At 37.9% G+C, this 23,074-nt stretch carries 20 protein-coding genes; 6 read left to right on the top strand and 14 right to left on the bottom strand.

Going from position 1 to position 23,074, the window contains the following annotated elements:
- Positions 1 to 1,843, top strand: a 1,843-nt coding sequence (locus ACQ33O_RS12220; RefSeq protein ID WP_430995871.1) for a hypothetical protein, incomplete at its 5' end; no start/stop codon positions are given.
- Positions 1,844 to 2,312: 469 nt separating this feature from the next.
- Positions 2,313 to 3,578, top strand: coding sequence for a tail fiber domain-containing protein (locus tag ACQ33O_RS12215; protein WP_430995870.1), 1,266 nt, complete (start codon positions 2,313 to 2,315; stop codon positions 3,576 to 3,578).
- Positions 3,579 to 3,626: 48 nt separating this feature from the next.
- Here the strand turns inward: ACQ33O_RS12215 and ACQ33O_RS12210 are convergent, their stop codons facing one another.
- The 5 genes from ACQ33O_RS12210 to ACQ33O_RS12190 form a co-directional block, all read right to left on the bottom strand.
- The gene (locus ACQ33O_RS12210) at positions 3,627 to 4,973 is read right to left on the bottom strand and encodes a M28 family metallopeptidase (RefSeq protein WP_430995869.1); all 1,347 of its coding nucleotides are present in this window, start codon (positions 4,971 to 4,973) and stop codon (positions 3,627 to 3,629) included.
- 271 nt (positions 4,974 to 5,244) lie between these two features.
- Positions 5,245 to 6,213, bottom strand: coding sequence for a hypothetical protein (locus tag ACQ33O_RS12205; protein ID WP_430995868.1), 969 nt, complete (start codon positions 6,211 to 6,213; stop codon positions 5,245 to 5,247).
- 67 nt (positions 6,214 to 6,280) lie between these two features.
- Entirely contained in the window at positions 6,281 to 7,132 is an 852-nt protein-coding gene (locus tag ACQ33O_RS12200) for an OmpA family protein (RefSeq protein ID WP_430995867.1), read from the bottom strand.
- A 63-nt stretch (positions 7,133 to 7,195) separates the two neighbouring features.
- Positions 7,196 to 7,711: a hypothetical protein gene (locus tag ACQ33O_RS12195; protein ID WP_430995866.1), complete on the bottom strand. Its 516-nt coding sequence runs from the start codon at positions 7,709 to 7,711 to the stop codon at positions 7,196 to 7,198.
- 9 nt (positions 7,712 to 7,720) lie between these two features.
- A complete protein-coding gene (locus ACQ33O_RS12190; protein WP_430995865.1) occupies positions 7,721 to 8,500 on the bottom strand; it encodes a (Fe-S)-binding protein in 780 nt (259 codons plus the stop codon).
- A 267-nt stretch (positions 8,501 to 8,767) separates the two neighbouring features.
- On the opposite strand from ACQ33O_RS12190, the gene ACQ33O_RS12185 reads away from it, so the two are divergent.
- Complete coding sequence (locus ACQ33O_RS12185; protein WP_430995864.1) at positions 8,768 to 9,820, top strand: hypothetical protein; 1,053 nt, start codon at positions 8,768 to 8,770, stop codon at positions 9,818 to 9,820.
- A complete protein-coding gene (locus tag ACQ33O_RS12180; protein ID WP_430995863.1) occupies positions 9,813 to 10,484 on the top strand; it encodes a LysE family translocator in 672 nt (223 codons plus the stop codon). The genes ACQ33O_RS12185 and ACQ33O_RS12180 overlap by 8 nt, the downstream gene beginning before the upstream one ends.
- Positions 10,485 to 10,793: 309 nt before the next feature.
- Here the strand turns inward: ACQ33O_RS12180 and ACQ33O_RS12175 are convergent, their stop codons facing one another.
- Positions 10,794 to 12,191 (bottom strand): MATE family efflux transporter, encoded by a 1,398-nt coding sequence (locus tag ACQ33O_RS12175; RefSeq protein WP_430995862.1) that lies wholly within the window; start codon positions 12,189 to 12,191, stop codon positions 10,794 to 10,796.
- Positions 12,192 to 12,259: 68 nt separating this feature from the next.
- Complete coding sequence (locus tag ACQ33O_RS12170) at positions 12,260 to 12,796, bottom strand: SRPBCC family protein (protein WP_430995861.1); 537 nt, start codon at positions 12,794 to 12,796, stop codon at positions 12,260 to 12,262.
- A 194-nt stretch (positions 12,797 to 12,990) separates the two neighbouring features.
- Between ACQ33O_RS12170 and ACQ33O_RS12165 the strand changes: the two genes are divergently transcribed.
- Positions 12,991 to 13,704 (top strand): hypothetical protein, encoded by a 714-nt coding sequence (locus ACQ33O_RS12165; protein WP_430995860.1) that lies wholly within the window; start codon positions 12,991 to 12,993, stop codon positions 13,702 to 13,704.
- Positions 13,705 to 13,757: 53 nt separating this feature from the next.
- Here ACQ33O_RS12165 and ACQ33O_RS12160 read toward each other — a convergent pair whose 3' ends face one another.
- The 4 genes from ACQ33O_RS12160 to ACQ33O_RS12145 form a co-directional block, all read right to left on the bottom strand.
- Positions 13,758 to 15,512 (bottom strand): hypothetical protein, encoded by a 1,755-nt coding sequence (locus tag ACQ33O_RS12160; protein ID WP_430995859.1) that lies wholly within the window; start codon positions 15,510 to 15,512, stop codon positions 13,758 to 13,760.
- A 127-nt stretch (positions 15,513 to 15,639) separates the two neighbouring features.
- On the bottom strand, positions 15,640 to 16,152 hold the full coding sequence (locus ACQ33O_RS12155) for a hypothetical protein (protein WP_430995858.1): 513 nt from the start codon (positions 16,150 to 16,152) through the stop codon (positions 15,640 to 15,642).
- Between the two features lie 73 nt (positions 16,153 to 16,225).
- Positions 16,226 to 17,542 (bottom strand): 4Fe-4S dicluster domain-containing protein, encoded by a 1,317-nt coding sequence (locus tag ACQ33O_RS12150; RefSeq protein WP_430995857.1) that lies wholly within the window; start codon positions 17,540 to 17,542, stop codon positions 16,226 to 16,228.
- A 111-nt stretch (positions 17,543 to 17,653) separates the two neighbouring features.
- Positions 17,654 to 18,802 (bottom strand): DUF2279 domain-containing protein, encoded by a 1,149-nt coding sequence (locus tag ACQ33O_RS12145; RefSeq protein ID WP_430995856.1) that lies wholly within the window; start codon positions 18,800 to 18,802, stop codon positions 17,654 to 17,656.
- A 68-nt stretch (positions 18,803 to 18,870) separates the two neighbouring features.
- On the opposite strand from ACQ33O_RS12145, the gene ACQ33O_RS12140 reads away from it, so the two are divergent.
- On the top strand, positions 18,871 to 20,586 hold the full coding sequence (locus ACQ33O_RS12140) for a phospho-sugar mutase (RefSeq protein ID WP_430995855.1): 1,716 nt from the start codon (positions 18,871 to 18,873) through the stop codon (positions 20,584 to 20,586).
- Between the two features lie 53 nt (positions 20,587 to 20,639).
- Here ACQ33O_RS12140 and ACQ33O_RS12135 read toward each other — a convergent pair whose 3' ends face one another.
- From ACQ33O_RS12135 to ACQ33O_RS12125, 3 genes are all read right to left on the bottom strand, one after another.
- A complete protein-coding gene (locus tag ACQ33O_RS12135) occupies positions 20,640 to 21,029 on the bottom strand; it encodes a hypothetical protein (RefSeq protein ID WP_430995854.1) in 390 nt (129 codons plus the stop codon).
- Between the two features lie 85 nt (positions 21,030 to 21,114).
- Positions 21,115 to 21,579 (bottom strand): DinB family protein, encoded by a 465-nt coding sequence (locus tag ACQ33O_RS12130; RefSeq protein WP_430995853.1) that lies wholly within the window; start codon positions 21,577 to 21,579, stop codon positions 21,115 to 21,117.
- A 91-nt stretch (positions 21,580 to 21,670) separates the two neighbouring features.
- Complete coding sequence (locus tag ACQ33O_RS12125) at positions 21,671 to 23,014, bottom strand: dihydrolipoamide acetyltransferase family protein (protein ID WP_430995852.1); 1,344 nt, start codon at positions 23,012 to 23,014, stop codon at positions 21,671 to 21,673.
- Positions 23,015 to 23,074: the final 60 nt, after the last annotated feature.

Below are 23,074 nucleotides of genomic sequence, written 5' to 3'. Positions count from 1 at the left end.
TAGCGGATCTACCTTTAATTATATCACAGCAGTATCAGATAATAGTTCACTAACGCAGACGTATAACTGGACAGTACCAAACGGTATCACCACCAGTAAAGCATTGATCTATGTTTACGGATCAAATTCTTCTTCAACCATAAGAGACACGAGCAATGCAGTGTTCAATATCATACCAAGCAATGACATCACCGTAACCAGTCCTAACGGCGGCGAGAGTTGGGTAGGCTTATCAGGCCATACCATCACATGGACAAACCTGCCTACTGCATCTGGTCAGTACAATGTACAATACTCATTGAATGGTGGTAATAGCTGGACAACCGTTGCTACCAACATCACGGGCAACAGTTATAACTGGACACTCCCCAACACATCCAGCACTACCTGCTGGGTAAGAGTAACAGATTATGTAAACAACTGTAAGTATGATGATAACAATGCAGCGTTTACTATTACACCTGCAACACCATTCTTATTAAGTCCTAACGGCGGAGAAGTATTGTATTCAGGAACAGTTCAAAACATTACATGGACAACTTCCAAACTATACACCACCGCAAGACTGGAGTACTCTACCGACAACGGCACCACCTGGACATTGATTACCAATGCAGCAAGCAACAACGGCAGTTATGCATGGACGATACCCAATCAAAACTCAACTACATGTTTGGTAAGAATAAGTAACACCGGAGATATGTCAGTAAGCGATGTAAGCAATGCAGTATTCACCATAAAACCTGCTGTTACCATTCTCACGCCCAATGGCGGAGATGTGATAACCGTTGGTGGTTGTACCGTAACCTCCATCACCTTCGATCGTTCTCCGGCATGGAGTACCTATGCGATAGAGTACACGCTAGATGACGGAGCTACCTGGACAAATATCACCAGCAGTTTCTCCGCAACAACTAACCCTGCTACCTACAATTGGAATGTACCTAATATTTTTTCCGACAAAGCAAGAGTAAGGGTGAAACCAACGGCAAACAGTTACGTTGATATGAGCGACAATGTATTCAGTATTATAAAAGCCGTAACGCTTATCCAGCCAAACTTTGGAGGCATCATGCAGGTAGGCACCACGTACGATATCTCCTGGTCATCAGACGGGATATCCAGTTTGTATGATATTTTTTATTCTACCAATGGCGGATCAACCTTTACAAATATTGTAACTGGCTACAGTACGTCCAACAATAAATATACCTGGACAGTACCCAATATTGTTTCTACCAATTGCAGAATATTGATAAGAGATAATGTCAACAGTTGTAAAACAGATACCAGCGATCTGCCATTTACCATCAGCACCACTGCAGCACCCATCATGTTGGTAACGCCTAACGGTAACGCAGACACCATTTATGCCTGTTCAAATTATACCATCAACTGGAATGAAACATCCACCATCGGCACCTATACCATTGCGTACTCTACCAATGCCGGCAGCAGCTGGACAAATATTGTAAGCAATTACAGCACCACAACGCACAGCTATGTGTGGGCAGTGCCTAATACAATTGCCTCTACCACTGTTTTGCTAAGAGTAAGTTCGGCAGGCAATAGTGCAGTGTACGATCTGAGTGATGCTTATTTTAGCATTATCCCGCCAACCTACACCTTCGTCGGTACGGGCAACTGGGATGTGCCATCAAACTGGGCCAATAATCTAATACCCCCATCGCCGCTTACCGCAGCCTGTGCAGAGATCATCATTGATCCGGTAGCCAATGGTGAATGTGTGTTGAATAAAACACAGGAAATGAAACCTGGTACAAAAATTACTGTAAAGGCAGGTAAAAAATTCAGGATACCGGGAAATCTTGAGATACAGTAATTGAATTCAAAAATATTTAAAGTCGTTCTCCAACTAGTTGGGGACGGCTTTTTTGATTTGTATTACTGAAGAGACTATTCAAAAAATGAAAGATGCTATCGTCCTGAGTAAAGCAAAGGAACTGTTGGGGATGGTTTTATTTTAGACGTAACTACCTAGAGGGTAATTAGTTGGGCTACTATTTAAAAAATTATATTAGCGAATAAAATTTAAAAGGTAAGCTAACATAGACATTTACATGAAAGTATGGAAGTGGCTTGTACAATCATGTTAAATAATGAAAATATTGGTAGCACTGCGAAGGGAAAAGATGATGCTTCTTTTGCAGTGGAAATTTCTAGGAGGCAAGATTGTTTTCTTTTAATTCGGAACTGCACTGCTCAATTTTTCTCTTAACACAAAGCCCTTGCATTTCCCTTTTGATTTTCCGAACTTTATAAATACATTAAACTTTATAAATTTTTGAACTATGAAAAGGAATATACTGATCGTAGCCATGTTTGTATCGTACACAATGGTACAAGCACAAAATGTAGGTATTGGCACCAACGAACCCAAAGCAGGTTTACACATCATTAATAACAACGGATTCATAGCAAGAGGAGAATTTAATAGCGGCGTTGATCTTCCCGATTCGGGGCTTGGAACAAGATTAATATGGTATCCAAAGAAAGCTGCCTTTCGTGCAGGAAGGGTTGCTATTAATGCAACGACTTGGAACGACGCAGAGATAGGAATACATTCTATAGGATTGGGATTGGAAACAAAGGCAAAAGGAAATGCAAGTATTTCGCTAGGGGCTTATACGCAGGCATTGGGTAGTCCCAGTGTAGCATTAGGGTTTGGTAGTGTAACTACTGAACCGTCATGTGTTGCTATAGGGAGCCTTGCGAAGGCAAATGCTAATAACAGTACTGCAATAGGGTATAATGCACTTGCAGGGTATACCACAACCCGGGGACAATATTCATTTGCTATTGGTAATGGTACAACGTCTGCTTATACAACAGGTGGGCATTTTGCAATAGGTGATAATTCATTTGCCATAGGCAATCAATGCTATACATTGAGTAATGGTTCTTTTGCAATAGGTAATGGCAGCTCTACAGGTTTATTATTTAATTCTCCTGACCAGGGATTCAATAGTTATGCAATTGGAAATTCCTGTCTCGCCACAGGAAATTATTCTTTTGCGATTGGCAACAATTCAAATACTAACGGCCACTCGGGTTCTTTTGTCATTGCAGGACGTACAGATGGTGTACAGGTAGTAGAAGGATTCGACAACCACATGTTGATGCAGTTTGCAGGTGGCTATCATTTTCAAACCAACCTGGCAGCCAGCTTAGGTGTGTACATGAATCCGAGCGGTAACTCATGGCTTAGCTTCTGCGATAAAAATAAAAAAGAAGCAACCCTGTTGATGAACGATGAAGAAGTGTTAAAGAAAATAGGTGCCATCGATTATTATTCGTGGAGATATAAGGATGATCCTGATAAAACCAATCGCCACTATGGCGTGATGGCGCAGGATTTTTATAATGCATTTGGGAAAGATGAATTAGGCGTTATTGGTAATGATACTGCTGTTAATCCTATTGATATGTTAGGCGTTGTATTCAGTGCTATTAAAGCTTTGGAAAAAAGAACAACTTTGCTTGAAGCAGAAAATGAAAGACTGCAAACAGAATTAGCTAACATTAAAAGGAAAAAGAGAACAGTGGAAAATGAATAATGAAAATAAAAAGTGAGAGATGAATCCTCGAATTTTCAAATCTCCAAATCATTTCTCCGGCACCGGTACCACCGGTAAACTTTCATTGCCAGCTGCATTGATGGCTTGCACTGCGAAAAAATAATTATCTTTTGAGTAAGGTAGTCGCATACTCTTCTCTGTAGTAAATATTTTTTTCTCCCACACGGCACTGGTAGTTTCTCTTAATAAAACATAGTAGCCTGTGGCTTTTCCATACTTTGGTGAATCCCAGGTTAGGTAGGTAGTATTGCCGAGGGTCTTTACTTCCATTTTTACAGATTGCGGTGCAGATGGAGCTTTTGCCAAATTAGCAAGGTTAGCTAAATTGATGCAGGTGTTTTTGCGGAGGTATTCGTGATCGATGTGTTCGGGAAGATCGCCGTAATGAATATTGTTTTCTGTCCTTACATCCTGGTGTTGGCGGGTAAAATTCTCATTCATCTCTGTGATACGCACTGCAGTAAAACCACGTTCTACATACGGTGTATGATCGCCGCCACGAAGAAAACGATCGTTGCGATAGACCAATACCACTTGCATATTGTCAACATATCTTTCGCCGATCTCTTTTACATAACGAGCCAGTTGTCTTGATGGGCCATCATTTTCTAATCCAAGATTTCTAATTCTTGTCGCGGTCTTCTCTGTTTCATAAGCAGGCAATCCTTCGCTGAATACCCTTACTTTGGTATTGTTGATATTATTTGTTTCGTTGCTGTTGTTGCTGCCGATGATATCATTGTTGAGCAATGCTTCAATGTTCCAGTTTTCTTTCTTTGCTTTTTCACTCATGAAGGTAGACCCGAGCAAGCCTTGCTCTTCGCCGCTTACTGCAACAAAAATAATGGTAGCAGAAAATTCATATTGACTCATTACTCTTGCACATTCAATAACTGCTGCTGTGCCACTGCCATCGTCGTTAGCGCCTGGAGCATCCCCAATGCTGTCGGTAGGGCTGCTACGCATATTATCGAGGTGTCCGCTGATGATGAGTATTCGGTTATCATTCGGATCGGTGCCTTTTAATGTAGCGACTACATTGCCGAGTAAAACATTTCTGTTCACACGTTTGCCATCGGGCTTTAATGTAACGGTATCTATCATTGCCGTCATTCTGCCATTGGAATGTTTGGAGAACTCATTGAATTTTGAAAGTACCCAGTTACGAGCTGCTCCAATGCCTCGTTTGGGATTGGTTTGACTGCTTAATGTGTTTCGTGTGCCAAAGGCAACGAGTGTGTTGATGTATGACTTTAATGAATCGGCAGAAATAGTTTTTACCATTTTTTCAATTGTAGGATCTCTTTGTACAATTGATTGTGCGAAGGTTGTATTGAGAATGAATAGGAGTGATATGAATAGCAATGATCTCATATAAAAGTGTTGAACTTAAATATACAAAAATTGTTAGAGGGCATCCTAATTGTTATTTCTTTTCTCTACTTTTTGCCTTGACGCAAAAAGTAGCAAAAAAGTCAAGGCAGGAAAAAATACAGCCTTTTCCTGCCGGCTAGCTATGTGGTACTTTAGTGCTACTGTAGCTTCGACATCAGTTCTTTACTCTTAGGATTAAAGTGCATACTGAATTAATTGGTGTATGATGTCTAATACTTTAGTTATTGCTACGGAGCTATCGTTTACATTGTTACTTAATGATTATTGTTGTAGTAATATTTTTTTCATTTCTACCTTCTTTGGGGTCTGTAGCAAAAACCCTATTGGTTTTAATGATTTCTATCGGCCATGAAGTTGAATTGTCGAAGTTAATGGATGTGGAGTTTGAATAAGAAATATCAAAACTGTCAATATCGTTTGCGGCTTTTGTTTTAGAACTGTCCGAACCGCCAAAAGCATCTGCCATTTTACCCATCATTGCTTTGATCATTTCTTTAAAACCTGAAATATCAAGTATATCGTTTGATTGAATGGAGTACATTTTTTTAGCGTCATCTATTTTTGACAGATATACTAAAGTAGTTTGATCAATAGTATCTGTCGGGCTAAACGGATTGGCACAGCGTTCAGTTAAAGTTAAAGTGTCACCGGTCGTAAATTTTTTATTATACGGGAAGAACAGGTAGCCAATTTCGTCTGTCATATAAGCTTCAATATTTTCTTTGCTTTCAAAAATTTCTTTGATGGGTGCAAAGCCATAACTGAGGAAACTTGCAGCATCTGGAACTTTATTGCTTATCAGGGAATCGATCTGCTCAAAACTTTTATTTATGAATTGTTGAGCTTCTTTCCAGTTTTGTAGATCGGGTTTACCGGTTTGTTTATTTACTTTGTATTTAAGTTCAAGATTGGCATACTCCTTTAGTTCATCTCCCAAACGTTCGTAAAAATTTATGGCCGATTTCATGGCAATATTTTCGTACACTACTTTCAGGTAATAGGCTTCGTTGTCTTCTTTCAATACAGAGATCGCCGCATTGAGATAAGTGGTAGTGTCTTCAACCACTGCATCTCCTTTGGTTTCTTTTTCATGTTGTACAATGGAGATGGTTTTTTTATCGCCAACGGTCCATTTTGGTTGAAAAGTGTAAGATGTTTTTTGTGCTGTTGCTACACAAGTAACAGTCAAAAATAATAGTGTAAAAATATTTTTTTGCATGTGACAAATGTATAGAAAAAATAAAAGCTGCTTAGGTTATAAAACAGCTTTTTTATGAATGGTAAAATTATTTTCTTACGATCTTTATTTCCACCCTTCGGTTATTGATCCTCTCTTCTTCTGTTTTTTCCGGGTAAGGAGTAAGCGGTTGTTGGTGACCATAACCTTTGAAGAATAATCGTTTTTCTTCAATTCCGCTTTTGTGGAGGTACTTGCAAATTTCTTTTGCTCTGTTCTCTGAAAGGTTTTGTGTACGGGTGCCGATATCGAACCCATCGGCATCTCCATCTTGACAACAGATATGCCCTTCTACCTGTATCACCAATGTAGGGTTCTTTTTCATTACTTCAATCAGCTCAAATAATGTTGGCATAGACTCCGGTAAAATGCTATGTGTACTACCGTAAAAATTCATATTCTTTAAAACAATGTTGGAGCCGACTGATGTGGCCGTGTCTTCAATTTTTTCTGTTAACGTTTTTTCTTCTTTCATTTCTACGTTCTTCACTCCTTCATTTATTACATGTTCTTCGCCTTCAAAAACGATCTCTACTCGACGGTTCATGTGCATTTCTTTTTCGCCACGGTTATCATTTAATGGTCTTCGTTTACCAAAGCCTTTTTCTTCAATTATATTGTCGGCACTCACTCCTTTACTTACTAGATATTGCTTTACTGCATTGGTTCGTTTCAACGATAAAGCATCGTTGTATTCATAACCGGCCATGATATCGGTATGTCCGTAGAGTTTGATCTTTTTATCGGTTGTGTTGGACAGAACGAAACTGTCGAGTGTAGTTGTAGCATCTACTGTAAGATCGTATTTATCTGTATCGAAATGAACAACAACGGTTTGCTGTGTTTGTGCATGGCTACTTATAGTTGCCAGCAATAGTGCAGAGAGTAATATTTTTTTCATACATAATTGTTTTATGTAAGAACTGTATTACAACTACAAAAGGTTGGGCAGAAAATGAACAATTTACATTTGAAGGGAAGTAATTCTTTTTCCCAACCAACTATTTTTAACAGGAATGATCCAGTTTTCCAGTAATTCTTTTTTGGTGAGTATGGTATTGTTGAAGTACAAAGTATCTCCATCAATGAATTTATTTTCTACTGCATAATTCAATTGCGACAATGGCAGTAATTGAGTTTTTTCTTTGATGATAAAAGCCAGCATTTGTCTGTCGAACATTTGTACATTGAATTTTTGTTCTATCTCTTTTATCATTCTTACAGAAGAATCGGTACTGCAACCGCTAACACCTGTTGCGGTTTCATCTGCCATTACAACAATGAACTGTCCGAAGAATAAATTGGCATAGCCTTTTACTTCAGCTCCGTGGCTTTTCCATGATGCAACAAATTTTTCAAACATTTCTTCTAACTGAAATGCTTCACTCATAAAAAATAAACGACTGCTTTGATATATCCATACTTTGGATGCGTCGTTAAAGTCGGCGGGAATATGTTCCTTTAAAATATCGATGTCCATACTGCAAAATTATTGAATAGATGCGGCAATCAGCTCGGCAATGTCTAAAACTTTTACATCTTCTTCCTTATTGTTAAGTTTTACGCCATCTGTCATCATCGTATTACAAAAAGGGCAGGCTGCTGCTATGATATTTGCACCGGTTTCCAGTGCATCGTTGGTTCTTTCTAAATTGATACGGGTAGTGCCTTTTTCTTCTTCCTTAAACATTTGTGCACCTCCTGCACCGCAGCAAAGGCCATTACTTTTACAACGTTTCATCTCAATCAATTCGCCATCAAGCGCCTCTAATACTTTACGGGGAGCTTCATAAATATTGTTTGCCCTGCCAAGGTAACAGCTGTCGTGATAAGTAATCTTCTTTCCTTTAAAACTTCCTTCTTCCGACATTTTTATTTTTCCCTCATCGATCAATTGTTGTATAAAGGTTGCATGGTGAATGACTTCGTATGTACCACCTAATTCGGGATATTCATTTTTTAATGTGTTGAAACAATGAGGGCAGGCAGTAACAATTTTCTTTATGCCGTATCCATTCAATATTTGAATGTTTTGATATGCCATCATTTGAAACATGAATTCGTTTCCTGCTCTTCTTGCAGGATCTCCCGTACACATTTCTTCTTTTCCAAGTATGGCGTATTTGATCTTTACTTTATCGAGTATGGTAACAAATGCTTTAGTTATTTTTTGTGCTCTTTGATCGAAGCTTCCGGCACAGCCTACCCAGAATAACACTTCGGGAGTTTCGCCATTTGCGGTCATTTCGGACATTGTTGGTACATGCATAATATTATTTATTTTTATTGTTCTTTTTTGCTTGTCCAAAAAAGAACCCAAAAAAGACACCGACAAAGAAATACAGCGTCTTTGTCGGGAGCAGCTATCTGCATCGGTTGTACTACTATGGCTTCGACATTGGTAGTTCTACTTTTATGCTTGAAGCGTTTACGCTATAGCAATAGTTTTTATGACCGATCTACACAAATGTAATTAAACCTTTTATGTTTTATTGCATGATTTTATGTGGCTTTAAGGCGTTAATTTTGCAGTTCGATGAAGCAACTGATTAAGCGCATTACGCATTGGGAAGCATGGCCTTTTAAATTGCTATATACACCTATTTCTATATTCTGGGTGTGGTATATCATTAAATCGAGGGCAGTATGGTTCTTTACGCCAAGCAATCCCAAGCTTACTTTTGGAGGCATGGAGGGAGAACCAAAGAAAGAGATGTATGATCTGTTGCCGGTAGAGTTGTATCCTACTACTTTTAATGTTTTGCCAAAAGATGATCTTGAATCAATCAAAAAAAGACTTGCCGATCTTCAGATCGATTATCCGTTTATTGTAAAACCGGAAGTTGGCGGGCAGGGAATTTTATTGAGAAAGATAGAGCATGAAGCGGCATTGCAAGAGTATCATTCCAAAATGCCTTATGAATACATCGTTCAGCGTTGGGTAAAATATCCGATGGAAGTGAGTGTATTTTATATACGTCACCCTAAAGATGCAAAGGGAATTGTAACCGGTTTTTTACATAAGGTGCCAATGCAGGTAATTGGGGACGGTGTAAAAACACTGGAGCAATTGTTCATGGAGAGCCCTAAAGCGGAAAAGCATGGTGAGTCTATGGCGATGAAACATAAGGGCAACTGGCATAAGGTTATTGCGAAAGACGAAGTGTATAAATTGAGTTATGCGGCTAATCATAACCGTGGTGCTCAGTTCATTGATCTTAAAAATGAGATCGATGAAAAATTGGTAGGTGTGTTTGATAAAATCAGTCATCATGTGAACGATTTTTTTTATGGCAGGTACGATGTGATGTGCTCGAATGTTTCGGATCTTAAAGAAGGAAAGAATTTTACAATACTTGAATATAATGGTTGTGGTGCAGAACCTAATCATTTTTACGATACGGGTTACACCTTAATTGGAGCTTATAAGGAAATTCTAAAACATTGGAAAGCTTTATATGAGATCAGTAAATACAATGCCCGCCAAGGTGTAAAACCATGGGGCTTGCAAAAGGGACGAAGATTTCTTACCGAAACAAGACAATTATATACAGCAATGAAAGCTGTAGACAAAACAATTCATGTATAAATTATTACAAGTTTTTTTGTGGGCTTTGCTCATTAGTTTTTTAGGTTCCTTGCCATTGGGAACACTGAATGTTGCAGCTATGCAGATAGGCATTCAGGAGAGCATAGCAAATGCAATTTGGTTTTCTCTTGGTTCTATGATCGTTGAAATGACCTATGTACGTGTATCGCTGGTTGGTATTGATTGGGTGCGTAAACAAACGAAGTTAATGAAAGCAATGGAGTGCCTTACATTGTTGATCATTCTTGGATTGGCAGCCGGTAGTTTTATAGCAGCAATAAAGGGTGGGAGCGAAACAAAAAATGTACTACTCGATAATAATATGCATCGTTTTTTACTGGGTATGTTGATGTGTGCCGTAAATCCGGTAGTAGTTATTTTCTGGTTTGGGTGGAGTACGGTTTTGTTTACTAAGAAGATATTGGAACCAAAGGCATCGTTATACAACATCTACATTGTTGGTGTAGGGCTTGGAGCATTGGCCGGCAATTTTCTTTTTATTTTCGGCGGAAAATTTATTGTTGACAAAGTGAATGATAGTCAGAAATACATGAACTGGGTAATTGGTGGAATATTTTTGTTGACTGCCATCATACAATTAATAAAGATGATTCGCCACAAAGATGGTGTGACTAAATTTACTCATTCAGAAAAATCTGCATAATGAAAAGGTGGTTGCATTTTTTTAGTCCTTGTATATTGGCAACGATATTTTTACTGATCGTTATGGTCAATGCCTATATTGATAAAGATCGTACAGCCGGTTGGAGTATGATGGTGGTATATATAGGATTACCTTATTTAATAGGTCTCTTTATTAGTGATTTTATCATTAAGTTTTTTTGTAAGAAAAATTTAATAAAGATCTGGTTAATAGAGATAGGCGTTTTAATATTAACTTGCCTAGCAATAAGCTATTATATTCCATAGTAATAATATTTTGAATGTAGTAAGCATAGTGAGGTGAAGATGCTTACACTTTTACTTCCTTCCATTTCCCTTTTTTAAAATAATACCAGGCAATTAGTGCAATAAAAGTTTCTGCAACCGGTACCGCAATGAAGGCACCAGTTGTTTTCATATCTAAACCTTTAGCCAGAAAGTAAGCCAACGGAATTTGGAATAACCAGAATCCAACAAAATTGATAAGTGTAGGAGTTTTAGTATCACCTGCTCCATTCAATGCTTGTGTCATTACCATGGCAATGCCGTAAAAAATATATCCTGTGCCGATGATCTGTAGTGCTTTGGCCCCATAAACTACAACAGCTTCATCTTTTGTAAAAAGTCGAATGATAAAGTTTGAACAAAAGATAAATAATGCCATTACAAAACTCATGAAAATAGCATTGTACTTAGTTGCGATCAAAACACTTTGTTCTGCTCTGTGTATCTCTTTGGCACCAAGATTTTGTCCAACCAATGTAGCAGCAGCATTGCTTAATCCCCATGCAGGTAAAATAAAGAACACCACATTTCTGATAGCAATTTGATACCCTGCAGATGCAGTGGTACCGCCTGTTTCAGCAACCAGTCTTGCTAAAATGATCCAGCTGCCGCTTGCGATGATAAATTGAAAAGTAGCGGGCCATGCAATATTGATCAACGATTTTATGATTGGAAAATCAAATTTAAAATGTGGCTTGTGAAATTGTAGAATGCCACTGCCTTTAAATAAATGATAGCATTGATATAGCACACCGCTGCTTCTGCCAATAACGGTTGCAATGGCAGCACCTTTTAATCCCATGAAATGAATAAGTATTGGGCATAAAATAATATTAACTCCGCTAGCGATCCACAAACTTTTCATGGCCATAGCAGCATCACCTGCACCACGAAAAATACCATTGATCAAAAACAATAACATGATGGCCAGACTCCCGCCAAACATGATACGAGTGAATATTGCCCCATCATGTATTACTTCTTTGCTTGCACCCATCAATGATAGAATATCTTCTGCGAATATCATTCCTGCAACACTCGTAAGTGCTGAAAAAAATATTGCAACAATTAATGATTGTGCTCCGGCATGTGCAGCAGCTTCAGGATTTTTTTCGCCAATCCTTCTTGCGACAACTGCTGTGGCTGCTACACTTAAGCCAATAGCAACAGAATATACAAGTGTTATCACAGATTCAGTAAGGCCAACGGTTGCTATAGCATTTTGCCCAAGTTTACTTACAAAGAACATATCTACTACGGCAAATACGCTTTCTAAACTTAACTCGAGTATCATTGGAATAGCTAACAGGAAAACGGCTTTCCTTATGCTTCCTTGAGTGTAGTCTTGCTGTTCTCCGTTCAGCGATAATTTTATTGCCGACCATATGCTTCCGAAAGTGATAGCGTTATTTTCTGTTGCCATTGTTGAAATTAAATTGAATAAAAAAGCCTTCGTTTAAATGAAGGCTTTTTTAATTATTAAAGCTGTCTTTATTTTTCGAGTAATGCTTTTAAATTTTCTAAGCCACCTGATAAATCTTTACCCATTGTTTCGTCCATATTCATGAATAGGCAAACAATGTTAAAAGGATATTTCATTTTGCCGGTGATACCCCATTTTACTTTTGTTTGATTCGAATCGACAGCTGCGGTAGTAAAGTATGCATCCGCACGGCTATCCATTGGTTCAATAAAATGAAGACCAAGATCAATGCGCTCTCCATCTGTTATTTTTTTTATTTCCTGCTCGCCTTTACCAACATCTGAGTTGCCATCCCAGGATGATATAAATCCGGCAGTTCCATCTGTTCCTTTGAATTCCATTTTTGCTTTAGGGTCTTTCTTAGCCCATACGCTGTAATTAGGTTGATTTTTTAATAGTTTGATGTAATCAAAAACTTCCTGTTTAGGTTTTTTGATGGTTACTTCACGTTCCACAGCAAATTCTTTTTTAACAAATAATGCAACAATCAGCGCAAGAGCGATTATAGATACCAGTATTATCAGTATTCTTTTTAAAATTTTCATATGTTTAGTTTTGGTGAAAGTGAATTTTAAAGGTAATGAATTTATTAAATCCGTATATGATTTGTACTAAAATATTCCATGCATTTACTTGCATTCTTGCGGCAGAAACTCTATATTCAATGTTTATTCTCCCTGCCTAAACTGCTTGTCTGTACACTGTGACTGCTTATTTTTAAACCATAAACTTATTTCAAATGAAACCGAACATTTTTTTTACAGTCATTGCTGTAAGTACCTTGTTGTTTTTTTCTGCTTGTAATTCAGGCGGCAATTCTGGCAAAGAGAACTCTGAAGATACTACAGCAAAGAAAACGGAGACTGCTCCGACAAAACCTGAAAACACTTTAATCGTTATACACAAAGTCGCCAATTATGCAAAATGGAAACCCTTTTTTGATGCTGATGATTCAGCACAAAAAGCGAATAGTTTAACAAAGTTTGTTATTGGAAGAGGGCTAGAAGATTCCAATATGGTATTGATCGCATTCAGAATGCCTGATACAGCTAAAGCGAAAGTATTTGCTGCTTCACCCGGATTGAAAGCTGCAATGAGTAAGGCCGGTGTAATTGGAGCTCCAACGATATCTTATTTAAATACAGTAACATTAGATACAACAACCAATTCTCTGGCTACTCGTGTGATAGTGACCCATAAGGTGAAAGACTGGGATGCATGGAAAAAAGAATTTGATAGTCATAAGCAAGCTAGGACTGACAATGGTCTTGTTGATCGTGCTGTGGGCTATAGCATGGATGATAATCACATTGTAACAGTTGTTTGTGCAATTGCTGACATGCAAAAAGCCAAGGCATTTTTTCAATCAGCCGACCTGAAAGAAAAAATGGCTAAGTCGGGAGTAGAAGGCGAGCCGAAGATATTCTTCTATACCGTAGTTGAAAAATATTAAAGTGAATCATGTTTAAGAGGCGGAGAGATCATTCGGTCTCTCCGCCTCTTTGTTTAAAAAACAATATGGCCGATGGAGATATCGTTGCCTTCAAAGGCTTTATCAAATTGTTTTTTTATGATGATAGCTTCTGCATTTTTTTTCTGTTTTATCAATGATTGATACAAGCCATATAATGACCAATGATTGTTCGGATTTTCTTTCAGATCTTCTTTGAATATTTTTTCTGCTTTTGCAGTAGCTCCTGATTTAAGCAATACATCTCCTAAATATTGTCTTGTAGGCAGTAGCCAATCCCTAGGTTCTGTATAGATCAATGCATCCTCTTTTGTAACAGCCTCATTCAATAATTTTATTGCTGCTGTATAATTATTTTCTTGTTGTGCAATGATGCCCGATAATATTTTTTCAGCAACTTCAGCAGCACTAACAGGAGCATTAAACGGCTCCAGTACTATCTGCATATCAGCGGCTTTCATTTCTTCTTTCATTGCTACCAATTCGCTTTTAGCTCCATCGGTATTGTCTATACGGGCAAATGCCATTCCTCTGGCCCAATGCCAAAGTACTTTTGCATAAATATGATGTTCTGCAGGTGATGGTATTGCTAATAACTCATTCCATTTGCCAAAACGTACATAATTAATGGCCGGTGTCATGTATAGGTATTGTATATAATTTCCAAAAGGAGCAGGCAAGGACATAAAACTTGTGTCGAAACTTTGCTGGCATTCAATGGAACTTTTATTACTGTATCGATAATTGCTCCTCATCATTGCACAACTGCTTTGCATATGTAAGTTATGAATCAGATAAAGCATAATGCTATTCGGATTTTGTATATCCGGGAATAGTTTTGAATAATTAGCATAACCTTTCACAGCCATTTCATTTACTTTGATGCCCTGTTTGTAATTTCCGCTTCTAATGTAAATATGCGAAGGCATATGAACCATGTGTGCTACACCGGGCATTAGTTTTCCCAGCCTGTCTGCACTGGCAATTGCTTTTTGTGGTTTTGGAGATGCTTCAATTGAGTGAATGTAATAATGATTGGCTCCGGGATGAATAGGGTGAGTCTTTAAAATATTTTCGAGTACTGATAAAATTTCCGGAGTCCATGGCCGTGGTTCACCATCATGTTGCCAATAGTCCCAAGGGTGTTGCAACATCAATGCATCGGCATACAAGGCAGCAATATCTGCATCTTGGTTAAATAATTTATAAGCTGCTTTCATTGCATCTGCATATTGCTGATTAAGCGATGCTCTGCTGACGGTACTATCTGCAGAATACCTCACAGCCATTGCTTCTATCAACACTTTTTCTTTTGGTGTACAATTGCTTTTTAATGATAAAGCTTTTTGCGCTGCAGTAAAAGCTTCGGGAGTAGCTGCATAAGCAAAGTCGTTGATGTTAGGGCCGTATGCCAATGCCTGTGCCCAATATATCATTGCATTGTTGTTATCAAATCTTTCTGCTTTTTTAAATGAAGCCATCGATTCAATGATGTGAAAAGCATAGTACATATTAATGCCCTGATTGAAATAAAATTGAGCACTATCATTTTTTGTGCTGATATTCCAACGATAATTACCCCAGCCGGGTAATCTGCCAATGCCATTGGCAAGACTGTCTTCATCAATGTCAGACCAATCGGGTGAGCACTGCATGATCATCTTATTTTTGAAAATGCTTTCCCTTGAAATTGTTTGTGGTGCTGATGGTTTGTGTTTGGAGGAGTACCTGAAACCGGCTATAAGGATCAAGCTGGCTATGACACAAGCGAAAAATATTTTACTTTTCATAACCCTATAGTTTTAGGTAGGAAAAGTAATAAGATTATGTTGAAAATACAATAGGGGATGACTATTATGGGAGATAAAATATAGGGAATGAAGAAAATATCTTCATTCCCTGCACGAATAATTGTGGTTATCGCCACCAAATATCTTTATTGTTTCTCACCCATTCATCCGACTTGAGTAATAGTTTTTTTGCTTCTTCTCCTTTACCATTTTCAAAAGGGTCATCATCGTAACTTGAATAATATTTTGAGTGAATATACCATTTGCCATCTATCGGCTTCATGTAGGTTGAAAGCTTAACTGTGTCCTTGCCAACGGAGTATTTATAAAAAACCAGAACGATATCTTTTCCTGGTATAGAATCTTTGTCAACGATCTGTAATGTTTTTAATATTTCATCTTTATGCTTTGCAATAAAAGCAGATTTGTCCTGAAGTTGTATCTGTTCGTCGAACTGTAGACTATATTCTGTGCTGGCTTTAATAGTGCCTTCTATTGTGCTGTCAGCTTTTGCCTTTTTTAGTTTTAAAAATTCTCCATTGTCATCAACCTTTACAGTTGTCGATTGGTTGCATGAAAAAGTGATAGTGGTAAATAATAAAAAGAATAAAATGATTGATAAAATGTTGTTGCCTTTCATTTGTTGGGGGTTTATGGTGAATTGATGTGGTGCCAGAAATGTTTTATGTGAGAAGAAATTGTTTTCTAATATATTAACTTATTTCTTCTGTCCATTTGTCTCTTTCATCCGGACTAAATTTCCATGGAGCAAAATTATTCTCAACATTGCCGAACATTACATTCCATTCTTGTGGAGCATTGCTGTCTTCCATGATAAGGCTTCTTCTCATCTCTAATATTATTGACAACGGACTAATACTTACAGGGCATTCTTCAACACAGGCATTGCAAGTGGTACAGGCTCTTAATTCTTCAACAGTGATATGGTTGAATAAATTTCTGCCATCGTCTGTAAATGTTTTATTCTGATTGATGTTCTTACCAACTGCTTCCAGTCTGTCACGGGTATCCATCATTATTTTTCGTGGCGATAATAATTTGCCGGTTTGATTAGCAGGACAGGCGGCACTGCACCGGCCACACTCGGTGCAGCTGTAGGCATCCAATAAACTTTTCCAACTCAGGTCGAAAACATCTTTTGAACCGAATTTTATCGGTTGTGTATCGGCGTTAGTAGGAGCTAGCTCCGGTTGCATAGCATAGATTACTTCGTTTTGTACTGATTTCATGTTGTCCATTTTGCCTTTTACTTCTAATCTTGCATAGTAGGCATTTGGGAAAGCCAGCATAATATGTAAATGTTTACTGTATGGCAGGTAATTTAAGAAGGCTAAAATGCCGATAATGTGTAGCCACCAGCAGGTTCTTTCAAATATGATCAATGTCGATGTAGAGAACATGTTTTTATAAATGGGAGCAAGCATTCCGGAAATAATGAAATTACCTGTGTTATAGTAGTGTTCTGCACCGGATAATTGTATAGCTCTATCCAGCCCATTCATTTTAAGGAATAACAACATCAGAATAATTTCAGTTATTAAAATATAATTAGCATCACTACGTGGCCACCCATTCAGGTCTTTGTTGATGAAACGTTTTAGTTTAATGATATTTCTTCTTATTAAAAAAACAGCACAAACAATAATTACCCCCACGGCTAATATTTCAAAAAAGTTAATAAGGAAAGTATAAAAGCTTCCCAATGTCGGAAAGAACAAACGATGTGTACCTAATATTCCGTCTAAAACAATTTCGAGTACTTCTATATTAATAATGATAAAACCTGCGTAGATCACAAAATGCATTACAGCCACTAGCGGATTTCGAAACATTTTCTTTTGTCCGAAGGCAAGTAGTAATAAGTTTTTCCAACGCAGCGATTTGTTATCAGAGAGATCTTCATCTTTCCCTAATAAAATATTACGACGAATTTGTAATATGTTTTTGGTAAACAATCCTATGGCAAAAACGGCAATGGCGGCAAAAAGTATTTGTTGGAGTAAATGCATAAGCAATTTTTGATCACAAAATAAGATGGAACACGGATGACACGGATTGAACTGATATGCACTGATAAATCTGTGTTAATCCATTAGATCCGTGTCATCCGAGTTCCTATTTTAAAAATGTATTGCATGTAATTTAAACTTTCCTTGCGAAAATTCTATGCTTGGTGCCGGAAATTTAAAAGCACTTAAAACGGAGAATAAAAACTTAACACCTTTCTTTTTGGTTTTGAATTTGCTGAAATCTATATCAGGAGCCAGGTACCACTGCCGGTATCTTTTTATATCTGAGCGATCGATTTCCGTACCACCTCCCGGACCAATAACTTCCCATTTATTTTCGAAGCCCCCAAACATACCGTTGGCGCCATAACCGACAGCAACACCAAGCCATTCGGGTAAATTGCTTTTTGGGAAAAAGGACTTGATATTAGCACTTGCCCAATAGGTCTGTGCATTGTAATCTTTTATAAAACGTTCGGCCAATGTTTTTCCGAATAATTTATCAGCACGTGTATTTAATGTAGCGTCTGCATAAGTATTTTTATGAAAAGAAAATTTTAGTTTAATGCGTTGATCATTCCATGCTAATTCCTGTGCTATTAATGCACCACTGCCTAAAACATTGGCGCCAAAATCTCCCCAACTCCAGCCCCATTCAGCACTAAAGCCATCCAATGTTTCTATGACTGTTTGATAGACTGCTCCACTTAAACCGCCGAGCCAGATACGCTTTTTTCTTCCGATGCCTGTCCACCGCCACATTTCCATACTAGCCCGACTTTCAATATAAGCGCTGTACATGTGTCCAACCTTATCTACTTGTAACCATTCTTTACTGTCGTTAAAAGTGTGAAAACTGCTACGGGGGTAGTTGGCATACCAGGCTGCGTTGAGGCCAAACATTACTGCCGTATAACCTCCAATATTAGCTGCAGCTATAGTATTTATTCGCTTTTTTATTCGCTTTTTGGTAAGAAGATAATGGTTGGGATCGGTATTGAATTCATCAAAAATGCTTAGAGGTACGTGTATACTATTTCCAAATTGATTGTGATTACTATCTAGAACTATAACCCGCCTTGAGTTTTTCTCAGCGATAATTATCGTGTCGTCAGTGAAAGGGTTTGCTTTAATCGTTATCGTATCCTGTGCCGATATGCTAAAAGATATCACTATTAGAATGCACATGCTCAATATAGCTTTAAAAGTACAAGAGTGCGACGCCACTGAAGTTGAAGTATATTCTGCTGATGACCTCATAAAAATCAAATTTACTGCTATAATTATATACGAATGTTTTATTTTTGAAGACTTTAAAAATTTATAACATGGATAATAAAATTCAGGAAAAAGTAAATGTGTGGCTGAACGGTAATTATGATCAGGCAACAAAAGATGGGATCAAAGCAATGAATGCCGATGAATTGGCAGATGCGTTCTATAAAAATTTAGAATTTGGCACGGGTGGTTTAAGGGGTATCATGGGTATTGGCACCAACAGAATGAATAAGTATACAGTTGGTATGGCAACTCAAGGCTATGCCAATTATTTAAAAATATGTTTTGGTGATGATGTGAGTGTGGCTATTGCACATGATGTTAGAAATAACAGTCGCTTTTTTGCAGAGACAACGGCAAACGTTTTTGCTGCCAACGGTATTAAAGTGTATTTGTTTGAAGCAATGCGTCCAACACCTGAATTGAGTTTTGCTATTCGCCATTTTGGATGTAAGGGTGGTGTAGTTTGTACCGCATCGCATAACCCGAAAGAATATAATGGTTATAAAGCCTATTGGAATGATGGATCGCAATTGGTTCCGCCACATGATAAAAATGTAATTATTGAAGTTGATAAAATTGCATCTGTTGATGATGTAAAATGGAGTGGTGGCGAATCAAATATCATTCCGGTTGGAAAAGATTTTGATGTGATATACAGAGCCATGGTAAAAGGATTGAGTGTATATCCTGAAGCTTGTGCTGCACAGCATGATCTTAAAATTGTTTATACACCAATACATGGCACCGGTATTACTTTAGTTCCTGATGTGTTGAAGGAGTTTGGTTTTACAAATGTTAGCATTGTTGAAGAACAAAGTATTCCTGACGGGAATTTCCCTACGGTAGTTTATCCTAATCCGGAAGAAACAGAAGCGATGAGCATGGGCTTAAAAAAGGCAAAAGCATTGGATGCAGATATTTTATTGGGTACGGATCCCGATGCAGACCGTGTTGCCATTGGGGTTAAAAATCATAAAGGAGAATGGGTGCTACTAAATGGCAATCAAACAGCTATGATTGCTTTCAACTACATGATTGAAGCAAGAAAAGCAAAAGGTATTGCACAGCCCAATGATATGGTAGTAAAAACAATTGTTACTACCGATATGATCGACATTATTGCAAAAGCGAATAATGTTGCTTGTTATAACGTACTGACCGGATTCAAATGGATTGCTGCAATGATCCGTGAAAAAGAAGGCAAAGAAAATTACATCATCGGTGGTGAGGAAAGTTTTGGTTTGATGATAGGAGATAAGATACGTGACAAAGATGGTATCAGTGCTGTAGCGTTGGCTTGTGAGATGGCAGCCTATGAAAAAAATAAAGGCCGTAGCTTGTATGATAAACTGATCGACCTTTCATTGGAGTATGGTTTCTACAAAGAAAGTCTGGTGAATATTGTTCGTAAAGGAATGAACGGAGCTAAAGAAATTTCGGAAATGATGGAAGGGTACAGGAATAATCCTCCTGCAACTATTGATGGAGCACCTGTTGCTAAATTGTATGATTACGAATTACAAGTGGGCAAAAATTTACAAACAGGCGAAAGTTTTAAAATTGATCTGCCCAAAAGTAATGTGTTACAATTTGAATTAGCGGATGGTACAAAGATCAGTGCAAGACCAAGCGGTACTGAACCTAAAATCAAATTCTATTTTAGTGTGAATACGAAACTATCTTCTGCTGCTGAGTTTGAAGCAACTGAAAAAGTATTGGATGCAAAAATTGAAAGAATTATAGCTGAGATGAAATTGAGATAATTGTTTTGAAAACATTTAATAAGCCCGGGTACCAAAAATATCCGGGCTTTTATTTATAAGTTTCTTCGGATGCCGCCCAGAATTACAAGGGCAATACCAACACCAGCCATGATCAGATGCATGGGTTCTACAGTTTGTATCAATACCGTTTGAACCAATATCCAACCGGCAAGTAAAACACCTTGCAACATGGTGTATTCTGAAGCATTATCATTGTTGAAAAGTAAAGTAAATAGAACGAGCATACTGAGTACTCCGTTTACTACAAAAAGAATAATACCCGGAATAAGGTAACTATGAAATGGTGATCCTTCCAGTAATTTTAAAGGTAAATGAATGCTACTTCCATCCGGATGCATCATTAAATGATAGCCGCTATAAAGGGCTGATATGCCATTGAAAATCAATAGAACGGCGATAAGGATTGACAGCAATAATTTCATCTTGTTAATCAAGATAAAAATCTAAATTGGTAAATGCAAGTGTATGTTTTTAACAGACTGTATATAAAATAATAAATCGTGTGTATCAGGCAGTTAGTTTTTTGATCAGTACAATTTGCCCAAGGTGATAATAGCTGTGTTCTATCATGGCGTCAATATTTCGCTGATAGCTGCCGTATTTTTCATCGGTAAAATCTTCCTGTAGCTTTTTATCAGTTAATAGTTCTACAAACGAAGCAAACTTTTCGGCATCTTTCCATAATTGATCTAGTAGTTGCTCCCATGCTTCCTGCGATGTTATCGGAGGCATGTCAAAACTGAACTTGTCTTTTATATCGAGGGGCCCTCCTTCAAGCACATTCAGCATACCGGCTATGTAATAGTGAACATGAAATGTAAGTGCTGCAATGGTATTGGCAGTAACTGTTTTTTGAGTAGCTAGTTTCCAATCCACGCCGCATAACTGAGCCTTATAATTTGTACCTGCCACAAATTCACCATTAAATATAATTTCTCTGAAACGGTTTGCGATTTGTTTTGCTTGTGTCATAAAACAAGAAACTAGATTTATTGCATACAATATTTTTACTAGCTATAAATAACGGTAATAGACAATGTAAAATAAATAAGTCTTTATTGTTTTAGATGCTTCTGCTTGTATCAAAATTCTCTAATTCTTTTGCAACTGCATTTAAGAAAGTAGAACCGAGTGCACCATCTATAATGCGATGATCGTAACTGAGAGAAATATACATGATGTGGCGGATAGCAATGCTATCGCCTTGGGCGGTTTCAACTACCACCGGACGCTTTTTGATAGCACCCACTGCCATGATAGCTACCTGCGGTTGGTTGATAATAGGTGTGCCCATTATACTGCCGAAGCTTCCGATGTTTGAAATGGTGAAAGTGCCACCGTTCGTATCGTCGGGTCTGAGTGTGCCATTTCTTGCAGCATTGGCAAGGTTATTTACCTGTTTGGTTAATCCAACTAAATTTAACTGATCGGCATTTTTAATAACGGGTACAATGAGGTTGCCGTTTTGCAGTGCAGTAGCCATGCCAATGTTCAGGTCTTTTTTTACTATGATCTTATCGCCATCGATACTACTGCTAAGCCAGGGATATTTTTTGATACATTTTACAACAGCTTCAATAAAGAGCGGTGTAAACGTAATTTTTTCGTTTTCTCTTTTTTCGAAATCTTTTTTAATTCGATCTCTCCACATCACAAGGTTAGTTACATCACACTCTACAAAGCTGGTAACATGAGCACTGGTGTGTACACTATCGATCATATGTTTAGCTATCAACTTACGCATACGATCCATTTCAATGATCTCCACATTACCGGAGTAAACGGTTGGAGGTTTATAGTTTGTAGTTTGTAGTTGGGTATCCGCAGTTTGTTGCGGTACATTGACTACTTGCGATTCTGTTATGTTTGTCGCATGTGGCTTGTAACTGGAAGCTCCCTTATTCGCTACATATTCAATGATATCTTTCTTACTTACACGTCCGTCTTGTCCTGTGCCCGGGATATTTTCCAGCTCACTCATACTAATGCCTTCCTGCTGTGCTATGTTCAACACCAGTGGAGAGTAAAAACGCACTCCGGTTGAAGCTTGTTTTTCAGGTTGAGTTGCTGTTGGTTGATAGGGGATATGCTCTACGATCTTTGCTTCTTCGTAAGCAGGTTTAGCAGCCGGTGGCGGTGGCGGGGTGTTTCCAATAATTGCACTGGCACCTACCCGTATTTTCGCAATAACGGCACCAATGGGTGCAACATCATTTTCGTTGTATAATATCTGCTCAAGTACGCCCTCTGCAGTGGAAGGTACTTCACTATCAACTTTATCGGTAGCAATGTCCAATACGGTTTCATCTAACTTGATAGCATCACCGGGCTTTTTATGCCAACGTAATATGGTGGCTTCCATGATGCTTTCTCCCAACTTTGGCATTACTAGATCTACTAAACTCATACGACTAATTTACAGATAAGACTAAGCAAATAAAACAACAATTTTGCTGCTTACCAAAGT

Source organism: Ferruginibacter sp. SUN002 (assembly GCF_050611725.1).
GTDB lineage: Bacteria > Bacteroidota > Bacteroidia > Chitinophagales > Chitinophagaceae > Ferruginibacter.
Note: the sequence above shows the minus strand (reverse complement) of the source record. Positions and strands in the feature narration are given on the sequence as shown.